This window comes from Streptomyces sp. NPDC053513, from assembly GCF_044544765.1.
GTDB lineage: Bacteria > Actinomycetota > Actinomycetes > Streptomycetales > Streptomycetaceae > Streptomyces > Streptomyces litmocidini.
This window is the reverse complement of the sequence record NZ_JBITXP010000009.1, coordinates 52,228-72,098: the sequence shown is the minus strand read 5'-3', so window position 1 is coordinate 72,098 and position 19,871 is coordinate 52,228. Positions and strand designations below refer to the sequence as shown.

Below are 19,871 nucleotides of genomic sequence, written 5' to 3'. Positions count from 1 at the left end.
GCCGTCTCCCGCTCTCCCCGTTACAGTCCAGATATGAGCAAGCCCCGTTCCCTCGTCCTGCCGCCCCGCACCCGTGCCCGGCGTCTGGAGACCGCGCGCGGCCGGTTCGCCGTGCTCGACACGGCGCCGGCGGGCGAGCGGCGGGGCACGGTGCTGCTGCTGCCCGGGTACACCGGCAGCAAGGAGGACTTCCTCGCTCTCCTCGGCCCGCTGAGCGAGGCCGGGTACCGGGCGGTGGCCGTGGACGGGCGCGGCCAGAACGACACGCCGGGCCCCCGGGGCCGGGCCGCCTACCGCCGCAAGGCGCTCGCGCTCGACGCGGTGGCGCAGGCGGCGGCGCTGGGGGACGGGCCCGTGCATCTGGTCGGCCACTCCTTCGGGGGCCTGGTGGCCCGCGCGGCGGCCGCCCTCGCACCGGGCGCCTTCTGTTCGCTCACCCTGCTCTCCTCGGGCCCCGGCCGGGTGGCCCGGCCGCAGCGGATCCGGGTGCGGGTGCTGCGCGTCGCGCTCGCGGTGCTGCCGAAGGAGCGGGTGTGGCAGGCCATGTGCTGGCTGGACAGCCGGGGCGAGGAGCCGGCCACGGGTGACACCCCGGAGCTGGCGGGTTTCCTGCGGCGGCGCTGGATGCGTACCCGTATCGCCCAACTGGCGGGCGCGGGAAGGTTGTTGTTGGGCCGTCAGGAAGGCACGGAGGAGCTGGCCGCGCTGCGGATGCCGCTGCACTTCGCGTACGGGGCGGACGAGATGGTCTGGGCCCCGGCGGACCTGTCGGCGGCGGCGGCCCGCACCGGGGCGCACCACACGGTGGTGGCGGGCGCCGGCCACTCCCCCAACGTGTCGCACCCCCAGGAGCTGACGGACCGCCTCACGGGCTTCTGGGAGCGGACGAGCAGCCCGGTCGCCGAGGTCAGTACTGCGCCTTGAGGTGCTGCCAGAAGCCGTCGCGCAGGGAGCGCCGGAGTGCGGCGTGGCCGCGCAGGGAGCGGCTGAGCAGGCGTTCCGCCTCGACGAGCAGGTCCTGGTCGATCGCGCCGGGGAGGTAGGGCGCGCCCGGCAGGAGTTCGGCGAGCCGGTCCCGGCCGCGTTCGGCGAGCCAGGCGGCGGCGATCTGGGCTCCGACGAAGCGCACCTCCTCGCGGGAGGGCGGCGGCTCGCCCTCGTTCTCGTACGTGGTGACGGGGCGGCGCGTGACGTACGGGCGGCAGAAGTCCAGCTCGAAGGTGCGCTGGCTGTCGACCTCCCAGAGCAGCGCCTCGGCCTGGTTGCGTCCCTCGGCGGCCTCGATGCCCCAGAGGTGGACGCGGGCGCCGTAGCCCTGGGCGGCCTCGACGGCCGAGACGAGGTCCTCGTCGCCGCCGACGAGGGCGGCGTCGCTGATGGCGCGGTGGCGGGCGAGGGACTCCAGGTCGGTGCGGATGAGGGAGTCGACGCCCTTCTGCTGGTTGCTGGCGTTGAGGTTGCCGAGGCGGACCTTGACGTCGGGGAGTTCGGCGATGGCCTGCTGCTCGGGGGTGTGGATGCGGCGGCGGGCGCCGTCGTACCAGTAGACGCGGAGGAGGCGGCTGTCCGCGAAGATCGTGCGGGCCGTGTCGATGAAGGCCTCGATGAGGCCCTCGGCGTCGAGGTCGAAGGAGCGCCGGTCCTCGGTGCCCGCCACCAGCAACCCGGCCGCAGCATGGACGTAACCTGCGTCGACGAAGATGGCGTGGGTGGAAGGGGTCTTGGCCACCTCGGCCAGCATCCGCCGCAGGAGCTCATTGGTGCGCTCCAGACGGGTGTCCAGCGCGCGCAGGCGGGCATCGGTGTCGGTGGGGGCCTCGGTCGGCCGGAAGGTGTCTGCGTCGTTCATACGGGGCTCATTGTCCGCCGCTCCGGGACCGGCCGCCACACTCCCCACCTGCGAGTAGTTAGCCATCCGAAAATTTTCCTTAGCGTAAGGAATGTTTGCAGGACGCACGGCGTTGGACCCGTACGTAACGCAGTTCTCCGCCCAGGAGGATCAACTCGGACGAAGGGAGAAGCCCATGCGCTTCGAAATCCTGCGACTCGACGACATCGACGGCACGCCCGTCGACTCGACCGTCGTGGACGCCGCCTCCGTCAACCGGATCGTGCAGCAGGCCGCCTCGATCGGCCAGCGCATCTGGATCCGCCCCGCCGAGACCTCGGCCTCGTAACAGGCCGGGTCCATCCCACGCACCGCGCCCCCGCACGGACTTCGCAAGAGCGGAATCCGTACGGGGGCGCAGTGGTGTCCGGGGGCTCCCCCGGGTGCCCGCTCAGGCGTTCTGGATCACCTGGGTGATGCCGTTGATGATCTGCTGCACCGCGATGGCGGAGAGCATCATGCCGGCGAGGCGGGTCACCAGGACGACGCCGCCGTCCTTGATGACGCGGATGATCAGCAGCGAGTACCGCATGGTCAGCCAGAGCACGACGTGCATGGCGGCGATGGCGGTCCAGACGGAGACCTGCGAGGCCACGCTGTCGGCGTTCTGCACGGCGAGGATGACCGAGACGATGGCGCCCGGCCCGGCGAGCAGGGGCATGCCGAGCGGGACGAGGGCGACGTTGACGTCCTTGGTCTGCTTGGGCTCGTCGGTCTTGCCGGTGAGCAGGTCGAGCGCGATGAGTAGCAGCAGGAGGCCGCCCGCGATCATCAGGGCGGGGACGGAGACGTGCAGGTAGTCCAGGATCTGCTGGCCCAGCAGACCGAAGACGGTGATGACGCCGAAGGCGACGGCGACGGCCTGCCAGGCCATCCGGCGCTGCACCTTGGCGGCGCGGCCGGAGGTCAGGGCGAGGAAGATCGGGGTGATCCCGGGGGGATCCATGATGACGAAGAGGGTGAGGAAGAGCGAGCCGAAGACGGCGACGTCGAACACGGTGGGGTGCCTTGCGGGAGAGGTGGAACGGTGGGGTGTGCCCCCACGGAGCGGAATGTGGGGTTCCGGCGAAGGGGCAGAAGGAGCGCCGCCCCGCGCACGGCGCGGAGCCGTACGGGGCGGACCGGGAAGAGGAAGGGCCTGGAAGGAGCGGGACCGGGTCGGGACGGACGCCCGCGCCCGAACCGGACGCGGCGCGGCGCGCACCGGCCGGAGAGCGGGGACCCGGCCGACGGACCGGGAAGCGGGTCCCCGGGCGACCGGGGCGACATGCGCCGGGCGGCCGTGGGGACGCGTCCCCGGGTGACCGGGAAACGGGCGCCTCGCGGGGCTCCTGGAGGTCCGGGGGCGGGGCCGCGTGGCCCCGGCCCGCCGGAGCGGCCTCAGGCGGCGGGTCCGCCCGCGCCCGGGACCGGGAAGGCGCCCGCGGCACGGCGGGTGATCTCGCCGTAGATCTCGGGGTCGGTGGTGTACTCGCCGAGGCGGCAGGTCTTGCGGCTGCCGTGGTAGTCGCTGGAGCCCGTGGTCAGCAGACCGAGCTCCTTCGCGAGCCCGCGCAGCCGCGCCCGCGTCGCCTCGTCGTGGTCCATGTGGTCGACCTCGATGCCGTCGAGCCCGGCCTCGGCGAGCCGGGCCACCGAGGCCTCCGGCAGCACCTGGCCGCGCTTGACGGCGAGCGGGTGCGCGAAGACGGTGACGCCGCCGGCCGCCTTGACGAGGCGGATCGCGTCGACCGGGTCCAGCTCGTGCTTCTCGACGTACGCCCGGCCGCCGTCGGCGAGCCACTCGGGCGTGAACGCGCCGGACACGTCCGGTACGACCCCGAGTTCGACGAGTGCCTCCGCGACGTGCGGGCGGCCGACGGAGCCGTCGCCGGCGATCCGGGCGACCTGCTCCCAGGTGACGGGGACGCCGAGCTCCTGGAGCTTGGCGACCATGCCGCGGGCGCGCGGCACCCGGTCGTCGCGGACGAGTTCGCGCTCGGCGAGGAGCGCCGGCTCCTCGGGGTCGAAGAGGTACGCGAGCATGTGCAGCCCGATGCCGTCCATCCGGCAGGACAGCTCGGCACCGGTGACGAGGGTCAGCCCCTCGGGCAGGGCCGCGATCGCCTCGGCGTGGCCCCGGGTGGTGTCGTGGTCCGTGAGCGCGACGACGTCGAGACCGGCCGCGGCGGCGTTCCGGACGAGTTCGGCCGGCGAGTCCGTACCGTCGGAGGCCGTGGAGTGGGTGTGCAGATCGATGCGCACGACGCGGTACTCCAGGGGCTCGGCACGGACGAGGGACGCTCCAGCATAACGGGCGAATCGAACACGTCCGTACGGAACGTCACCGGACGGACCCCCGTCCCCGGGCCCGGAGGGCCCTCAGCCGAGCAGCCGCGGGGTGAGCGCGCCGCAGGGCAGCAGGTCGACCTCGGCTCCCGCGTCGCGCAGATCCGTGAGGACCAGCTCGTCGTACATCAGGAGGCCGGACTGCTCGGGCCAGACGATCGCCCACAGCCACAGGCCGCGCGCCTCGCCCGCGAAGACCGCGCGGTCCTGCGGGGCGCCGGTGACGTGCCAGAGCGGGGTGGGGCGGCCGGCGGCGAGCACCTTCGCCTGGGGCGGCTTGTCGATGGCCATGCCGGAGCCGGGGTCGAGTCCGTCGATGCCGGCGTACCGCGCGCCGAGTCCGACGCCGAGCTCCTCGGCGACCAGGAGCAGCTCGCCGATCCCGCCGAGGGGGCCGGGCCCGGAGCAGGCGACGGCCGTCGCGCGTCCGCCGCTGCGGTCGTCCCCGGCGTACGCGACTCCGGTGAAGAGCCAGCCGACGGGCAGGGGCCACGGCATCCAGACGGGGACGTGGGATCTGTGCACCACGACCCCGAGGCCTTCGACGCTGGGCGGGATCACGGGCTGGAGCGGGTGCACCGAGCCGTGCACGTCACACTGCCAGGAGTCGGCGAAGAGACCGGGCGCCCTGACCCTGCCACCGCACTTCGGACAACTGGGTTCGCCCCTCATAGGGCTCAACGGTCCTAGCTCTTCCGCCCCGCGTCAAGGACGTCCACGAACGATCACCCGTCCGGCCCGAGCCGTTCGCGCCTCCGACCCCACCCATATAGATGTAGCTTGCATTCATTAGCGCGTCTAACTTATTCTGTGTATATCGCAACCATCTCGATCGGAGGAGCGACAGCATGGAGAGAGCGGTCAACCGACCCGGCGGCGGCATCCTGCGCCAGCCCCCGGCCGTCTGGGCCACCGCGGGCGCCTCGGTGGTGGCCTTCATGGGCATCGGCCTCGTCGACCCGATCCTGCCCTCGATCGCCCAGGGCCTGCGCGCGACCCCCAGCCAGGTGTCGCTGCTCTTCACCTCGTACTTCCTCATCACCGCCGTCGCGATGCTGGTGACCGGCTTCGTCTCCAGCCGCATCGGCGGCCGCAGGACGCTGCTCGCCGGCCTCGCCCTCGTCGTCGTCTTCGCCGCCCTCGCCGGCACCTCCGACACGGTCGGACAGCTCGTCGGCTTCCGGGCGGGCTGGGGCCTCGGCAACGCGCTCTTCGTCTCCACCTCGCTCGCCGTCATCGTCGGCGCGGCGGCCGGAGGGAGCGCGGCCGCGATCCTGCTGTACGAGTCGGCGCTCGGCCTCGGCATGGCCTGCGGGCCACTGCTCGGCGCCGTCCTCGGCGACGCGAGCTGGCGCTACCCCTTCTTCGGCACGGCCGCGCTGATGGCGATCGGCTTCCTCTGCATCACGGTCTTCCTCGAGGAGCAGCCGAAGCCGGCCCGGAAGACCTCGCTGCTCGACCCGATCCGGGCGCTCGGCCACGGCGGTCTGGCCTCGGCCGCGGCGGCCGCGTTCTTCTACAACTACGCGTTCTTCACGGTGCTCGCCTTCACCCCGTTCGTGCTGGACATGACGCCGTACAAGTCCGGCGCGGTGTTCTTCGCCTGGGGCGTGCTGCTCGCCGTCTTCTCGGTGCTCGTCGCACCCCGCCTCCAGCGGCGTCTCGGCTCGCTCACGGTGCTCGGCGGCTCGCTGGTGCTGCTCGCGGCGGACGTGGTGGTGCTCGGCTACGGGAACCACGCCACCGCGATCGTCTGCACGGTCCTGTCGGGCGCGTTCATCGGCGTCAACAACACCGTCTTCACCGAGCTGGCGCTCGGCGTCTCGGACGCCCCGCGCCCGGTGGCCAGCGCCGGCTACAACTTCGTCCGCTGGTTCGCCGCGGCGGCCGCCCCGTACCTCGCCCCGAAGATCGAGGAGTGGAGCGACGTCCACACGCCCTTCGTGGTGGCCGGCGCGGCCGCGGTCGTCGGCGCGCTGATCGTGTGGACCCGCCGCGCCGCCCTCACCTCCGAGGCCGAGGAGCTCGCCCCGAAGCACGCCACGGAGGACGGCGTCGGCGTCTTCGCGAACTGAGGCCGGACCCCGGGCTCAGTCCAGCTCCACGGACCTGCGCAGCGGATCGCGCAGGTCCGTGCCCCGCGCGAGCCAGCGCTCCTCCAGGGCCTGCGCCCCGTGCACCCGCTTCCACGCCGCCTCGTTCGACGTCATCGGAAGGAGGGGCAGGAAGCGCACCGGGTCCATCGGGGCGTCGAGCTCCAGGTCCTCCACCAGGCCGCCCGACTCGGCGACGAGCACCGAGCTGAAGGGGGCGCCGGGCCAGAGCGGGTCGCCGACGTCGAGCGAGGCGCCCGGGGCCACGACCACGCCCTCGACCTGCGGAGTGGCGGCGAGGACCGCGAGCGGGCGCAGCACCTTGTCGGTGTCGGCGAGCCCGCCCCGTACCGTGAGGACCAGCTCCGCGCGCGGGCCCTTCACCGGGTCGGCGAGCGCGGAGGTCGGATCGGCCATCGGCTGTGCGGACATCCCGAGGGTCGCGTACCGCACGAGGTCGCCGTCGACGAAGCGCAGCACCTCGATCCGGTCCGTGCCGAGGAAGGTCACCGCGGCCCGCGCGTCCGGTTCGCCGAGGGCGGTCCGCAGCCGGGCCTCGACCAGTGCAAGAACTTCTCCCATGTGGGGAGCATAGATCGCGTATGGAACGGGCAAAGTAAGGGATTGACCCTCTGTCGGCTGATAGTGTTGGCCACTGGTCGGGATTCCCGACTGCTCGTCACACGTCATCCCCGACAGGGGACCGGCCGGAGGAGGTGGGACTGCGATGGACCGAAGTCGGTCGGGCAGTACCAGCCGCTCTTCCGCCGCACCGCACCCCAGCCCGGTGCCCTCTTTCCGGTGACGTCCGGGTCCGGCACGGACCCGCCCCTCCGGCATCTCGCACGACGGAAGAGCAATTTTCGCCTTTCCCTGTCTGTAGCGACCGCCGTCTCCGCGCCCCTCCGGTGCCGCCCGCTTTGTGGACGACGTACCTCACCGTCCCCATTCCGGGCTGTGCCACGCTCCGCGCCGACGGCCGATCCGTGAAGGAGCACGTCCATGTCGATGATCCGTGACCTCACCGCCGCCGTCCGCCCGGGCTTCCGGCACAGCCTGCGCAAGACCCCCACCACGTACACCTCGTACGACCCCACCCGCGACCACTCCGCCTCCAGCGCCGTGGTCGACTGCGCCGTCTACCGCGACGGGCGCCGGATCGACGACCGCGCCTGCCTGACGCCGCGCGGCGCGATGCGCCAGGTGCGGGAGAGCGGCGGCTTCGCGTGGATCGGCCTGCACGAGCCGACCGAAGCCGAATTCGCCGGTATCGCGGCCGAGTTCGGGCTGCACCCGCTCGCCGTCGAGGACGCCGTCCACGCCCACCAGCGGCCCAAGCTGGAGCGGTACGACGACACCCTCTTCACCGTCTTCAAGACCATCCACTACGTCGAGCACGCCGAACTCACCGCGACCAGCGAGGTCGTGGAGACCGGCGAGGTGATGGTCTTCACCGGACCCGACTTCGTCATCACCGTCCGGCACGGCGGCCAGGGCTCGCTGCGCAACCTCCGCCACCGTCTCCAGGGCGAGCCGGAGCTGCTCGCCAAGGGCCCCTCCTCCGTGCTGCACGCCATCGCCGACCACGTCGTCGACGGCTACATCGCGGTCGCCGACGCCGTCGAGCTGGACATCGACCAGCTGGAGATCGACGTCTTCTCGCCGGCCGCGAAGGGCTCCACGCGCGGCGCCGACACCGGCCGGATCTACCAGCTCAAGCGCGAGGTGCTGGAGTTCAAGCGGGCCGTCACGCCGCTGCTCCGCCCGATGCAGCTGCTCTCCGAGCGGCCGATGCGGCTGGTCGACCCCGACATCCAGAAGTACTTCCGGGACGTCGCCGACCACCTCGCCCGCGTCCAGGAGCAGGTCGTCGGCTTCGACGAGCTGCTCAACTCGATCCTCCAGGCCAACCTGGCGCAGGCGACCGTCGCGCAGAACGAGGACATGCGCAAGATCACCTCGTGGGCGGCGATCGTCGCCGTCCCCACGGCGGTCTGCGGCGTGTACGGCATGAACTTCGCGTACATGCCGGAGCTGCAGTGGAAGTACGGCTACCCGATGGTGCTCGTCGGCATCGCCGCGATCTGCTTCACCATCCACCGCACCCTCAAGCGCAACGGCTGGCTCTGAAGCGCTCTCCCGGCCGGAGCCGGGAGACTCCCGCTCACCTCGCGGCAGCGGGCTTGACGCGCTTCGCGCGCCTGACGACCGCCCTCCCGGCAGCCGGGACGAACGCGAGGGCCGTCCGGTACAGGCGCAAGACGTTCCGGGCCCCGTGGCGGTCGGCGTCGCCCGACCAGCCGCGGTCCGGGTCCTCGCACACGAACACGGCCCGCGACTCCCGGCTGCCGGGCGTGGTGAAACCGCACGCCGAACAGCGCCGGGAGGTACCGGGGGCGGAGCCCTGCGCAGGGTGCCGCCGTGCCGGGCGGCCTCGTACGCCGGCAGGGTGACCGTGCGGCCCCACGCCCCGGCGCGGATCCGGCCCTTGAAGGAGGGGCACCGGTCCAGAACAGAGGTGGATAGGCTTCGGCTCATGACAGAAGAGCTGCTCGGGTCCGCCCTCGTCGAGGAGGCCACCAAGAAGTCCGGCCTGGTGTGGGTGCGCGGCACGGAGCCCGCCCGCGCGCTCTGGCACGTCTGGCACGACGGCGCCGCGCACGTCGTCGGCGACGGCCCCGGCGAGCAGCCGCTGCCGGGCCTGGTGGACGGCGGTACGGCCGAGGTGACCGTCCGCAGCAAGGACAAGGGCGGCCGGCTCGTCGCCTGGACCGCCGCCGTCCGCGAGATCGCCCCCGGCACGGAGGAGTGGGACGCGGCGGTCGCCGAACTGAAGGGGAAGCGTCTCAACGCCCCCGACGGCGAGGCCATGCCCGAGCGCTGGGCGCGCGAGTGCCGCCTGGTCCGGCTCGACCCGCGGTCCTCGACCACGGAGCTGCCGGACGGCTCCCTGGCCGCCGTGCCGCTGCCGACGACGGCGAACACCCGCCGCCCGGTCCCGGCGGGGCTGCCGAAGCTGTTGTTCCGCAAGAAGCGGCGCTGAGCCCCGGGGGCGGCCGCTCGCCGCAGTCGACGCACAGGGCGCGATCAGGTGGGACTCGAGCGTCGACCCCACGAGGTACGCGTGCCTCGTCCGGGCGTGGGCCGTCCGCGGGCCCGTCCCGATCGCGTGCGGGCGGACGGACGGACAAGGCGTACGCCTCGCGGAAGACCCGGGCCCACCTGCGCCGCCGCGGCACCCGCCGCACCCTCCCCGACCAGGCCGACCGGGCACGTAACCGCCGAAAGCTCGACTCCCGTGGAGGCCGGCCGCCGCATGTCGACCCGGCGGACCACATCGGCGAGCCCGAGCACGACGACGGATGCCCGGGCGCGCCGCCGGCGCCCTCACCGGGTCCGGCGCGCGCCGCTCCTTTTTCCCGTTCGGAGGCCCGTTCCGTGACCTGCGGGCATCAGGACGCGTTCACCGGCCATGCGAAAGATCATCACCTGCGGTCTGCTGGCCGCCGCGGCCCTCTCCGCCGCCACGCCCGCCTTCGCCGACAACGACAGCGACTTCGGCAGCGGGGTCGACGCCGCGAACAACTGGAACTTCACCGCAGCCGACGTGTGCATCCAGGAACTCGCCGTCGTCCCCGCCCTGAGCGACTGGACCGGCAACCACAAGAACAACTGCTCCCACGGCAACGTCATCGACCATGCCACCGGCGCCCTGCCGCTCGGCCACTGACCGGCGGCACCCCCACCGAGCGCCCCCGCCGGAGGCCCGGACCCCCGGCGGGTGCGAGCCCCACGCCCCTAGGTCCGCGGCAGCTGCTTGCCGTAGTCGAGGGTCTCCTCCTTCGACGGGGCGGTGAGCGGGAAGTCCTTGTTCCACTCGGAGAGCACCACGATGCCCCCTCCCCCGCCCCGCGCGAACTGGACGGGGTACGGCTCGCCGTCCAGGGACACGTCGAGCGTGCCGCCCTCGCCGTCGGCCCCGCCCTTGACCTTGACCGTGCGGACCCCGCCGATCTGGTCCCGGTCGCCCTTGACCTTCTCGCCGTGCAGGCCGATCAGCCCGTCGAGCAGCGGCCCCATGTCGGTGAAGCCACGCAGCTGCTTGTACGAGGGGTCGCCCTGGGGGACCTTCACGTACTTGTCGTCGAGCGTGTCGGCGGCCTCGGAGTCCGCCTCGGACGGCGTGTCGTCCTCCTTGCCGTCGTGGGCCCAGAACCCGGCGTCGGCCTTCAGGTAGAGCGCGTCGCCGACCCGCAGCAGCTCGAAGGTGCTGTTCTTCGTCGTCACCGAGCCGGTGGCGCCGTCCTGCTTGAGCCGCATGTTCAGCTTGAAGGTGCCGCCCTTGCTGACCAGGGTGCCGGACAGCCGTACCGCTCTCGCCGCGTCCGCCGCGGCCTGCGCCTTGCTCTCGATCTCGGGCGCGGAGAGTCTCCCCACCCCGTTCGTCCCCTCGTCCGGGTCGGCCGCGCAGGCCGTGAGCCCCACCGTCAGTCCGGCGCAGAGCGCCAGGGGCGTGACGGCCCTGCGGATACGCGATGACGGGGTGCGAACGGTCATCTGCGCTGCCTCTCGTGTCGTGTGGGGGGACGGGCGCGGCCCGTACGGGGTGCCGTGGCGGCCCGCGTTTCCGGTCGGGCGGAAAGGGCCGGGGCCGGTGTCGGGGCCGATGGGGGAACGGCAGACCGCAGCGTACCCGGCGCAGGTGGCGGGCCCCGCAGGCAGCCGTACGGAGTCTCTGCCGGGGCGGGGCGGAACGTCACGGGCTAGCCTGAACCCGGCAAAGCTCTGCAATCCCCGGCAAAGCTCTGCGACGGCTCGAATCGTGCGGCATCGAGGAGGCGCGTGGCATGGCGGCAGGCGCCCCCAGGGTCTTCGTCTCCCATCTCGCCGGGGTCCCCGTCTTCGACCCGGTCGGCGACCAGGTCGGCCGGGTCAGCGACCTCGTCGCCATGCTCCGCGTCGGCCGCAGGCCGCCCCGGCTGCTCGGACTGGTCGTGGAGGTGCTGAGCCGCCGCCGGGTCTTCGTCCCCATGACCCGGGTCACCGGCGTCGCCTCCGGCCAGGTCATCACGACCGGCGTCGTCAACATGCGGCGCTTCGAGCGGCGCCCCACCGAGCGGCTCGTCCTCGGCGAGCTCCTCGACCGGCGCGTGACGCTGGTGGAGTCCGGCGAGGAGGTCACCGTCCTCGACGTCGCCATCCAGCAGCTGCCCGCCCGCCGCGACTGGGAGATCGACAAGGTCTTCGTCCGCAAGGGGAAGGGCGGGGTGCTGAGCCGCAGGGGGGAGACGCTGACCGTCGAGTGGTCGGCCGTCACCGGTTTCTCCCTGGAGGAGCACGGGCAGGGCGCCGAGAGCCTGCTCGCCACCTTCGAGAAGCTGCGCCCCGCCGACCTCGCCAACGCCCTGCACCACCTCTCCCCCAAGCGGCGCGCCGAGGTCGCCGCCGCCCTCGACGACGACCGGCTCGCCGACGTCCTGGAGGAGCTGCCGGAGGACGACCAGATCGAGATCCTCGGCAAGCTGAAGGAGGAGCGCGCCGCCGACGTCCTGGAGGCGATGGACCCGGACGACGCCGCAGACCTGCTGTCCGAGCTGCCCGAGGAGGACCAGGAGCGGCTGCTCACCCTGATGCGGCCGGACGACGCGGCCGACGTGCGCCGGCTGCTCGCGTACGAGGAGCGCACGGCGGGCGGTCTCATGACGACCGAGCCGATCGTGCTGCGCCCGGACGCGACCGTCGCGGACGCGCTGGCCCGGGTCCGTCAGCAGGACCTGTCCCCGGCGCTCGCGGCGCAGGTGTACGTGTGCCGGCCGCCGGACGAGACGCCGACCGGCAAGTACCTGGGGACGGTGCACTTCCAGCGGCTCCTGCGCGACCCGCCGTTCACGCTGGTCGGTTCGCTGGTGGACAGCGATCTGCCGCCGCTCGGCCCGGACACCCCGCTGCCGGCCGTCACCAGCTACCTCGCCGCGTACAACATGGTCGCCGCGCCCGTGGTCGACGAGAGCGGCTCGCTGCTCGGCGCGGTCACCGTCGACGACGTGCTCGACCACCTGCTGCCGGACGACTGGCGGGAGACCGAGTTCCACGAGGAGGGGGCCGGACATGGCGGCTGAGCGCACGCAGGACCGGGAGCGCGAGCGGGAGCGGGAGCGGTCCATGCCCCGCATCCGGCTCGACCTGCCGCGCGAGCGGCGGTCCCGGCTGCTGCCGGAGTACGACCCGGAGGCCTTCGGGCGCCTCTCGGAACGGATCGCCCGCTTCCTGGGCACGGGCAGGTTCCTGGTCTGGATGACCCTGACGGTCGTCGTCTGGATCGGGTGGAACGTCTTCGCGCCGTCGTCGCTGAGGTTCGACGAGTACCCCTTCATCTTCCTGACGCTCGCGCTGTCCCTGCAGGCCTCGTACGCGGCGCCGCTGATCCTGCTCGCCCAGAACCGGCAGGACGACCGGGACCGGGTCAATCTCGAACAGGACCGGAAGCAGAACGAGCGGTCGATCGCGGACACCGAGTACCTGACCCGGGAGATCGCGGCGCTGCGGATGGGCCTCGGCGAGGTCGCCACCCGCGACTGGATCCGCTCGGAGCTCCAGGACCTGCTCAAGGAGATGGAGGACCGCCGGGATCTATTCCCGTCCGGCGAGGACCGCGGAAGTGACGTACCCGACCGTTGACAGCCCTTTCACCGGCCCGTGGTCGGCGCCGTACCATCGTCGGTATGGCTACGGAAGACGCGGTGCTCGAAGCACTGGCGACGGTGAACGACCCTGAGATCAACAAGCCGATCACTGAGCTCGGCATGGTCAAGTCGGTGGAGATCGAACCGGACGGGAAGGTCGCCGTCACGGTCTACCTGACGGTCTCCGGCTGCCCGATGCGCGACACCATCACGCAGCGCGTGACCGAGGCCGTCTCCCGGGTCGAGGGCGTCACCGCCGTCGACGTCTCGCTGGACGTGATGAGCGACGAGCAGCGCAAGGAGCTGGCGGCGGCGCTGCGCGGCACGAGCGCCGAGCGCGAGGTCCCCTTCGCGAAGCCGGGCTCGCTGACCCGGGTGTACGCGGTGGCGTCCGGCAAGGGCGGCGTCGGCAAGTCCTCCGTGACCGTGAACCTGGCCGCGGCGATGGCCGCCGACGGTCTGAAGGTCGGTGTCGTGGACGCCGACATCTACGGCCACAGCGTGCCGCGGATGCTGGGCGCGGACGGCCGTCCCACCCAGGTCGAGAACATGATCATGCCGCCGTCGGCGAACGGCGTGAAGGTCATCTCCATCGGCATGTTCACCCCGGGCAACGCGCCGGTGGTGTGGCGCGGCCCGATGCTGCACCGCGCGCTCCAGCAGTTCCTGGCGGACGTGTACTGGGGCGACCTGGACGTCCTCCTGCTCGACCTGCCGCCGGGCACCGGCGACATCGCGATCTCGGTGGCGCAGCTCGTCCCGAACGCGGAGATCCTCGTCGTCACCACCCCGCAGCAGGCGGCGGCCGAGGTCGCCGAGCGGGCCGGCTCGATCGCCGTCCAGACCCACCAGAAGATCGTCGGCGTCGTCGAGAACATGGCGGGCCTGCCGTGTCCGCACTGCGACGAGATGGTCGACGTGTTCGGCACGGGCGGCGGCCAGAAGGTCGCGGACGGCCTGACGCAGACCACGGGCGCGACGGTCCCGGTCCTCGGCTCGATCCCGATCGACGTACGGCTCCGCGAGGGCGGCGACGACGGCAAGCCGGTCGTCCTCTCCGACCCCGACTCCCCGGCGGGCGCGGCCCTCCGCGCGATCGCCGGCAAGCTCGGCGGCCGCCAGCGCGGCCTGTCGGGCATGAGCCTGGGCATCACGCCGCGCAACAAGTTCTGAGACGTGACGAAGGGCGCCCCCGGTGGGGGCGCCCTTCGTCATGTCTAGGCGCCGTACGCCGCCAGGTCCTTCACCTGTGAGAACCCGAGCCCGTACGCGCTCATCCCCCGCCCGTACGCCCCGATGTGCACGTCGCCCGCGGACCCCGCCAGCACCCACCCGAACTCGGACTCCCGGTAGTGGAACGGCACCGGCACCCCGTCCACGGGCAGCGACAGCGTCGTCCAGGCCGGCCCGTCGAGGTCGTCGGCCAGTTCGAAGGCCGTCTCCGTCTGCTGGTCCAGCCAGTGGTCCCGCAGGGCGTGGTCGAGGGAGGCGGGCCAGGTGTGGGCGAGGAGCCCCGAGCCGGCCAGCCAGGCGGCGGAGGAGACGGTGGTGGCGTCGAGGACGCCGGTGCCGTCCCCGGTGCGGCGCACGGGGTTCGCGGCGACCGTCACGACGACGGCGAAGCGCTCCTTCTCCGCGCTGCCGGCCTCGGACTTTATCGACGGCTCGTCACCGTGGCCCATCGAGCCGTGCTGGACGGTGCCGTCCGCCGCCGTGCCGACCTGCATCAGCCGGCGCGGGCCGGTGAACGCCTCGTCCAGCCCGTACCAGGCGAAGGGCGCGCGCAGAAAGCCATCGGCTTCCACCCGACTCGTCGTCTTCATCTCGGCCGCCTCCTCGTTCCGTCAACAGAGGGAGGATAGCCACCGAGGAGGAGCTGTTCGGTGACAGGCCGTCGTCAGGTGGCGTCGGAGTCGTACGGAGGACGCTCGTCGGTGTCCGTCTTGTCCTGCTTCTTCAGCAGGTCCGGGGAGCCGTTGACCGCGGCGGGCGCGGGCGTCGACTCGCGGCCGTGGACGGCGTCGGCGACCTCGTTCATCTCCTTCTTGAGGTCGAAGGTGCCGCGCAGCTCCTTGAGCTCCTTGAGGTCCTCGTTGCTCTCCAGCTGCTTGCGGAGGAACGTCTTGGGGTTGAGGTCCTCGAACTCGAAGTCCTTGAACTCCGGGCCCAGCTCGCTGCGGATGTCCTGCTTCGCGCTGTCGGAGAACTCGCGGACCTTCCGGATGAAGCGCGAGACGTCCTGGATCACCTTCGGGAGCTTGTCCGGCCCGAAGACGAGCACGGCGAGGACCACGAGCGTCACCAGCTCGAGTGCGCCTATGTCGCTGAACACGTAGTAGCTCCTTCACGCCGGTCCAGGGCCCGGTCCACGGTACCCGCCCAGACTGCCGGACGGGTACCTCGTGGTGTCCGCCACACGGCGCTCAGGTGCCCTGCGAGGATCCGAGCGTCAACGTCTTTGTCAGCTCTTTGCCGTCCCGGCTCAGGGTGAGCTCCAGCTTGTCGCCGGGACGGTGGGCGCGGATCTTCACGATGAGCTCCTCGCCGTTGTGCACGCGCTGGCCGTCGACCTTGGTGATGACGTCTCCCGGCCGGAGCCCCGCCTTGGCGGCCGGGCCGCCGGCGGTGACGGAGGCGGAGCCGTCCTTGCCCTTCTCGCCGACCCGGGCGCCGTCGCCCTGGAACTGCATGTCGAGGCTCACGCCGATGACGGGGTGGGTGGCCTTGCCGGTGTTGATGAGCTCCTCGGCGACGCGCTTGCCCTGGTTGATCGGTATGGCGAAGCCGAGACCGATGGAGCCGGGCTGGCTCGCGCCGTCGCCCTCGCCCTCGCCGGAGCCGCCGCCGGCGGCGCGGATCGCGCTGTTGATGCCGATGACCTGTGCCTTGGAGTCGAGCAGCGGGCCGCCGGAGTTGCCGGGGTTGATGGGGGCGTCGGTCTGGAGCGCGTCGACGTAGCTGATGTCGCTGCCGTCGCCCTTCTCGCCGCCGGCGGTGATCGGCCGCTCCTTGGCGCTGATGATGCCGGAGGTGACGGTGTTGGAGAGGTCGAAGGGGGCCCCGATGGCGACGACGGGGTCGCCGACGCGGACGTTGTCGGAGTTGCCGAGCGGCAGCGCCTTGAGGCCGGAGACGCCGGTGACCTGGACGACGGCGAGGTCGTAGCCGGTGTCCTTGCCGATGAGCTTGGCGCGGGCCGTCTCGCCGCTGGAGAAGGTCACCGAGATGTCCTCGGAGGACGCGGCCCCATCGACGACGTGGTTGTTGGTGAGGATGTGGCCCTTGGTGTCCAGGACGAATCCGGTGCCGGTGCCGGAGGAGCCGTTGCCCCGGACGTGCAGGGTGACCACGCCGGGCAGGGCGCTGGCGGCGATCCCGGCGACGCTGTCGGGGGCGCGGCCGGTGTCCCCGGCCTCGGCCTGCGGCAGCTCGACGGTGGTGATTCCGCCGTTCCGCTCGACGTACGCGCCGATTCCGCCGCCGATGACGCCGGTGACCAGGGCGAAGGCGAGCGCGGCCGCGATCGCGAGCCCCTTCCGGGACTTCTTCCGGGGCAGCGGCGGGGCGCCGGTGCCGGGGGCGCTCCAGGGGTCGTACTGCACCCAGGGCGCGGCCCCGCCCTGCGGCTGGGGCTGCGGGTGGGCGTGCGCCTGCGGCTGGGAATGGGGCTGGGGGTGCGGGTGGGCCTGCGGCGGTACGGCGGCGGGCGGGCGCTGTACGGGCGGCGCGGGCGCCCACGGGCCCGGCTCGCCGTAGGGCGGCGTGCGGTACTCGTCGGGCGTGTGCAGGGGCTGCCGCGCCTGCGGCGCGGGGGCGTACGCCTCGGCGTCGGCGGGCGCGGGAGGCGTCGGCTCCGCCGGGGGTGCGGCGGCGGGCTCGGTCGCGGGCCCGGTCTTCGTCGGCTCGGTCGCGGGCCCGGTCTTCGTCAGCTCGACGGCGGGCTCCGGCGCGGCCTTCGTCAGCTCGACCGCCGGCGCGGCCTCCGGTGCCGGGGGCTCCGCCGCCGGACCGGCATCGGCCGCCACGGGCTCCAGGGGCTCCGCGGGCGGTTCGGCCGCCGGGGGCCCGGGGGCGGGCGCCGGGTCCGTCAGGTCGGCCGGCTCCTGCCCGGGAGCGGGCCGGGGCGCGGGCAGGGGGAAGTCACCGTCGCCCTCGTCGGCCGGGGACGGCGTGGGTATCCGCGCCGCCTCCGGTGTGCTCGAAGGGCGGCTCCACCAGTTCGGCTTCCCGTTGTTCATGCTCTCCCCGCAACAGCTGACCCGACCGCGCCCTGGGTCGGGCGCCCCTGTCCCTGGATTCAACCAGGTCGCGGGTCAGCGGTGGGAGCCGAGCGGTCCGGTGGTCGGGCTCGCCATCGGGCTGGGGCCGGGGGCGAAGGCCAGCTGGAGGGCCGGGGTCGTCGGCCGTACGAAGGGCGAGAGGGCGAGGAGAGACTGCGGGACCGCGCTCTGGGCCACGGCCACGACCGGCCCCTGGGAGGCCGTCCCCCGGGCCGGCGCCACGACCGGCTCCGGCGGGACCGCGGCCATCGCGGCGCGCGGCTCGGCAGCACCGATGGACGAGTCGCCCGGGCGCTCGCCGGAGCGCGTGCCGCGCCCGACGCCGGTCCCGGTGCTCGCGCCGCCGATGGCGGTGGTGCTCGTGCCGCCGGTGGCGGTCCCGGTGCTCGGGCCGCCCGTGGCGGTGGCGCGCAGCGGGGTGACGGCGCTGCCGGTGCCCTGGCCGCCGCGTGCGCTCGCGCTCACCGAGGCTTCGAGGGGCAGGGTGCCGCCGAGGGCGATCGCGGCGAACGAGACGGCGCTGGCCGCCGCGAAGGCGAAGCGCCGGCCCCGTCCGGAGGTCCCGGAGGGCCGGTGGCCGACGGCGTGGATGCGGAAGCCCGCGCCGGGGGCGCCGGGGTGCGGGGTGACGACGGCGGTGGCGAAGCCGTCCGACTTCACTCCGCCCGCGTCGAGGAACCCTTCGAGGGGGCCGCGCGGTCCGCCGGGCCCTCCCGGCTCGCCGGGTCCCCCGGGGAGCCCCTGGAGGCGGGCGAGGAAGCCCTCCGAGGGCGGCGGAGGGGCCGCCGAGGCGAAGACGCTCTTCACCGTGCGCTGGGCGTCCGCCTCGGCCTTGCAGCGGGCGCAGGTCGCGAGGTGGGCGAGGACCCGCTCGCGGGCGTCGTGGCCGAGCTCGCCGTCGACGAGCGCGGCCAGCCGGTCCCCGAGGTGGTGCTCCGCGGGGGTCGGCGACGTGGGACGTGTGCCGCTCACGCTGTCGCTGCCTCCCATCCGACGGAGGCGAGCGCACGCTCCGCCCGGGCCTCGGGCGAGCGGTGCTTGAGCGCCTTGCGGAGGTGGGAGCGGCCGCGGTGGATGCGGCTGCGGACGGTGCCGAGCTTCACGCCGAGGGTCGCGGCGATCTCCTCGTACGAGAGTCCCTCGATGTCGCAGAGGACGACGGCCGCGCGGAACTCGGGCGCGAGGGTGTCGAGGGCCTGCTGCACGTCGGCGTCGAAGTGCGTGTCGTTGAACGCCTGCTGCGGCGAGGGCTCGCGGCTGGGCAGCCGCTCGGCCGCGTCGTCGGCGAGCGCGTCGAAACGGATGCGCTGCTTGCGGCGGACCATGTCGAGGAAGAGGTTGGTGGTGATGCGGTGCAGCCAGCCCTCGAAGGTGCCCGGGGTGTACGTCGACAGCGAGCGGAAGACGCGGACGAAGACCTCCTGGGTCAGGTCCTCGGCGTCGTGCTGGTTGCCCGTCAGGCGGTAGGCGAGGCGGTAGACCCGGCCACTGTGGGTGCTGACGATCTCCTCCCAGGTGGGAGGGGTCCACGCCTGCGATTCCGCATCCGATGCGAAGGTCGCGGTGGTGGGAGCGGAGTCGGTGGTGCGGAAACGGTCAGCGGTGTCGGTCACGGATTTCGGCTCACCCGCCGACCTGAGAAGACGCCGAAGCACTCCTCCCCGATCCACAGGCGCAGCCGCACCTCCCCTGTCGGCTCTGGTGGTGTCCAGTGGAGCCCCTACCATAGCCACCTCGCCCGTTAGCTCCGGATAAGAATCTTTACGCGAATTTGGAACCGGCTCGCCCGGCTGCCTCGTTCGCGTCCTTACCCAGGTGAACGCACGGTCCCATCTGCGGGTTCCCGCTGACAGCGGATACAGTCACCGTTGCGTCAACTACGGGGACAGGAGAGGGCCATTACCGCCAACCGGCAGACGAGCTGGTCGTTCGCCGACGCCTTCGTCGCCGAGGACGAAGCTCTGCGCTGGGCCCGTGAGCGGGCCCGGGAGGCAGGGCTGCCCTCGGTGTCGCCGGGCACCGGCGGGGCGCTGCGCCTGCTCGCCGCGACGGCGGACGCCAAGGCGGTGGCGGAGATCGGGACCGGCACGGGCGTGTCCGGAATCTATCTGCTGCTCGGGATGCGGCCGGACGGCGTCCTGACGACGGTGGACCTCCAGCCGGAGCGGCAGCAGCTCGCCAAGACGGCGTTCCGGGCGGCCGGCTTCGCGGGCAACCGGGCCCGTTTCATCCCCGGCCGCGCCCTGGACGTGCTGCCCCGGCTCGCGGACGGCGGGTACGACCTCGTGTTCTGCGACGGCGACCGGCTGGAGTACCTGGACTATCTCGCTGAATCGTTGCGCCTGCTGCGACCGGGGGGTCTCGTCTGCTTCGAGGGAGTCTTCGCCGACGGCCGCACGGTCGATTCGGGGGCCCAGCCGGCGGAGGTCCAGCGGGTCCGCGAGCTGCTGCGCGCGGTGCGGGAGAGCCAGGAGCTCGTCCCCTCCCTGCTGCCGGTGGGCGACGGCCTGCTCTGCGCGGTGCGGCGCGGCTGACCGCCCGCCCGGGGCCCTGACCGCCCGCCCGGACCCGGCAGCTCGCCCGGCCCTGACCGCCCGCC

At 73.0% G+C, this 19,871-nt stretch carries 21 protein-coding genes; 10 read left to right on the top strand and 11 right to left on the bottom strand.

The window, feature by feature from the left end:
• Positions 1-33: 33 nt before the first annotated feature.
• Positions 34-924, top strand: a complete 891-nt coding sequence (locus tag ACIGW4_RS17555; RefSeq protein ID WP_123455282.1) for an alpha/beta fold hydrolase — start codon at positions 34-36, stop codon at positions 922-924.
• On the opposite strand, the gene ACIGW4_RS17550 is transcribed toward ACIGW4_RS17555, so the two are convergent.
• Complete coding sequence (locus tag ACIGW4_RS17550; RefSeq protein ID WP_398707337.1) at positions 908-1,849, bottom strand: NYN domain-containing protein; 942 nt, start codon at positions 1,847-1,849, stop codon at positions 908-910. The two genes, ACIGW4_RS17555 and ACIGW4_RS17550, sit on opposite strands and share 17 nt — an antisense overlap.
• Positions 1,850-2,024: 175 nt before the next feature.
• On the opposite strand from ACIGW4_RS17550, the gene ACIGW4_RS17545 reads away from it, so the two are divergent.
• Positions 2,025-2,177 (top strand): hypothetical protein, encoded by a 153-nt coding sequence (locus ACIGW4_RS17545; RefSeq protein ID WP_123455281.1) that lies wholly within the window; start codon positions 2,025-2,027, stop codon positions 2,175-2,177.
• Between the two features lie 102 nt (positions 2,178-2,279).
• On the opposite strand, the gene ACIGW4_RS17540 is transcribed toward ACIGW4_RS17545, so the two are convergent.
• The 3 genes from ACIGW4_RS17540 to ACIGW4_RS17530 all read right to left on the bottom strand — a co-directional run bounded on the left by ACIGW4_RS17540 (position 2,280) and on the right by ACIGW4_RS17530 (position 4,888).
• On the bottom strand, positions 2,280-2,885 hold the full coding sequence (locus ACIGW4_RS17540) for a MarC family protein (RefSeq protein WP_093874204.1): 606 nt from the start codon (positions 2,883-2,885) through the stop codon (positions 2,280-2,282).
• A gap of 383 nt (positions 2,886-3,268) precedes the next feature.
• Complete coding sequence (locus ACIGW4_RS17535; RefSeq protein WP_123455280.1) at positions 3,269-4,132, bottom strand: PHP domain-containing protein; 864 nt, start codon at positions 4,130-4,132, stop codon at positions 3,269-3,271.
• A 117-nt stretch (positions 4,133-4,249) separates the two neighbouring features.
• Entirely contained in the window at positions 4,250-4,888 is a 639-nt protein-coding gene (locus tag ACIGW4_RS17530; RefSeq protein WP_041131110.1) for a DUF6758 family protein, read from the bottom strand.
• Positions 4,889-5,064: 176 nt separating this feature from the next.
• Here ACIGW4_RS17530 and ACIGW4_RS17525 point away from each other — a divergent pair, with 176 nt between their 5' ends.
• Entirely contained in the window at positions 5,065-6,291 is a 1,227-nt protein-coding gene (locus ACIGW4_RS17525) for an MFS transporter (protein WP_123455279.1), read from the top strand.
• A gap of 15 nt (positions 6,292-6,306) precedes the next feature.
• Here the strand turns inward: ACIGW4_RS17525 and ACIGW4_RS17520 are convergent, their stop codons facing one another.
• Positions 6,307-6,891: a suppressor of fused domain protein gene (locus tag ACIGW4_RS17520; RefSeq protein WP_123455278.1), complete on the bottom strand. Its 585-nt coding sequence runs from the start codon at positions 6,889-6,891 to the stop codon at positions 6,307-6,309.
• A 420-nt stretch (positions 6,892-7,311) separates the two neighbouring features.
• Here ACIGW4_RS17520 and ACIGW4_RS17515 point away from each other — a divergent pair, with 420 nt between their 5' ends.
• The 3 genes from ACIGW4_RS17515 (at position 7,312) to ACIGW4_RS17505 (ending at position 10,039) form a co-directional block, all read left to right on the top strand.
• A complete protein-coding gene (locus ACIGW4_RS17515; protein ID WP_123455277.1) occupies positions 7,312-8,439 on the top strand; it encodes a magnesium and cobalt transport protein CorA in 1,128 nt (375 codons plus the stop codon).
• 406 nt (positions 8,440-8,845) lie between these two features.
• The gene (locus tag ACIGW4_RS17510) at positions 8,846-9,352 is read left to right on the top strand and encodes a hypothetical protein (RefSeq protein WP_399581355.1); all 507 of its coding nucleotides are present in this window, start codon (positions 8,846-8,848) and stop codon (positions 9,350-9,352) included.
• A 429-nt stretch (positions 9,353-9,781) separates the two neighbouring features.
• On the top strand, positions 9,782-10,039 hold the full coding sequence (locus ACIGW4_RS17505) for a hypothetical protein (protein ID WP_398707328.1): 258 nt from the start codon (positions 9,782-9,784) through the stop codon (positions 10,037-10,039).
• Positions 10,040-10,107: 68 nt separating this feature from the next.
• Here the strand turns inward: ACIGW4_RS17505 and ACIGW4_RS17500 are convergent, their stop codons facing one another.
• The gene (locus ACIGW4_RS17500) at positions 10,108-10,866 is read right to left on the bottom strand and encodes a hypothetical protein (RefSeq protein ID WP_123455274.1); all 759 of its coding nucleotides are present in this window, start codon (positions 10,864-10,866) and stop codon (positions 10,108-10,110) included.
• 290 nt (positions 10,867-11,156) lie between these two features.
• Here ACIGW4_RS17500 and ACIGW4_RS17495 point away from each other — a divergent pair, with 290 nt between their 5' ends.
• From ACIGW4_RS17495 to ACIGW4_RS17485, 3 genes are read left to right on the top strand one after another with little or no spacing between them, the layout of a single operon-like run.
• Entirely contained in the window at positions 11,157-12,428 is a 1,272-nt protein-coding gene (locus tag ACIGW4_RS17495; protein WP_123455273.1) for a magnesium transporter MgtE N-terminal domain-containing protein, read from the top strand.
• On the top strand, positions 12,418-12,987 hold the full coding sequence (locus ACIGW4_RS17490) for a DUF1003 domain-containing protein (RefSeq protein ID WP_123455272.1): 570 nt from the start codon (positions 12,418-12,420) through the stop codon (positions 12,985-12,987). The genes ACIGW4_RS17495 and ACIGW4_RS17490 overlap by 11 nt, the downstream gene beginning before the upstream one ends.
• 44 nt (positions 12,988-13,031) lie before the next feature.
• A complete protein-coding gene (locus ACIGW4_RS17485; RefSeq protein WP_123455271.1) occupies positions 13,032-14,165 on the top strand; it encodes an Mrp/NBP35 family ATP-binding protein in 1,134 nt (377 codons plus the stop codon).
• A gap of 44 nt (positions 14,166-14,209) precedes the next feature.
• Here the strand turns inward: ACIGW4_RS17485 and ACIGW4_RS17480 are convergent, their stop codons facing one another.
• From ACIGW4_RS17480 to sigE, 5 genes are all read right to left on the bottom strand, one after another.
• Positions 14,210-14,815: a hypothetical protein gene (locus tag ACIGW4_RS17480; RefSeq protein ID WP_123455270.1), complete on the bottom strand. Its 606-nt coding sequence runs from the start codon at positions 14,813-14,815 to the stop codon at positions 14,210-14,212.
• Positions 14,816-14,889: 74 nt separating this feature from the next.
• Positions 14,890-15,324, bottom strand: a complete 435-nt coding sequence (locus ACIGW4_RS17475) for a sec-independent translocase (protein WP_123455269.1) — start codon at positions 15,322-15,324, stop codon at positions 14,890-14,892.
• Positions 15,325-15,415: 91 nt separating this feature from the next.
• Positions 15,416-17,230 (bottom strand): trypsin-like peptidase domain-containing protein, encoded by a 1,815-nt coding sequence (locus ACIGW4_RS17470; protein WP_399581348.1) that lies wholly within the window; start codon positions 17,228-17,230, stop codon positions 15,416-15,418.
• Positions 17,231-17,305: 75 nt separating this feature from the next.
• A complete protein-coding gene (locus ACIGW4_RS17465) occupies positions 17,306-18,244 on the bottom strand; it encodes an anti-sigma factor (RefSeq protein WP_359588791.1) in 939 nt (312 codons plus the stop codon).
• The gene (sigE, locus tag ACIGW4_RS17460) at positions 18,241-18,999 is read right to left on the bottom strand and encodes an RNA polymerase sigma factor SigE (RefSeq protein WP_093874217.1); all 759 of its coding nucleotides are present in this window, start codon (positions 18,997-18,999) and stop codon (positions 18,241-18,243) included. The genes ACIGW4_RS17465 and sigE overlap by 4 nt, the downstream gene beginning before the upstream one ends.
• A 141-nt stretch (positions 19,000-19,140) precedes the next feature.
• On the opposite strand from sigE, the gene ACIGW4_RS17455 reads away from it, so the two are divergent.
• A complete protein-coding gene (locus ACIGW4_RS17455) occupies positions 19,141-19,806 on the top strand; it encodes an O-methyltransferase (RefSeq protein ID WP_093874218.1) in 666 nt (221 codons plus the stop codon).
• Positions 19,807-19,871 lie beyond the last annotated feature (65 nt).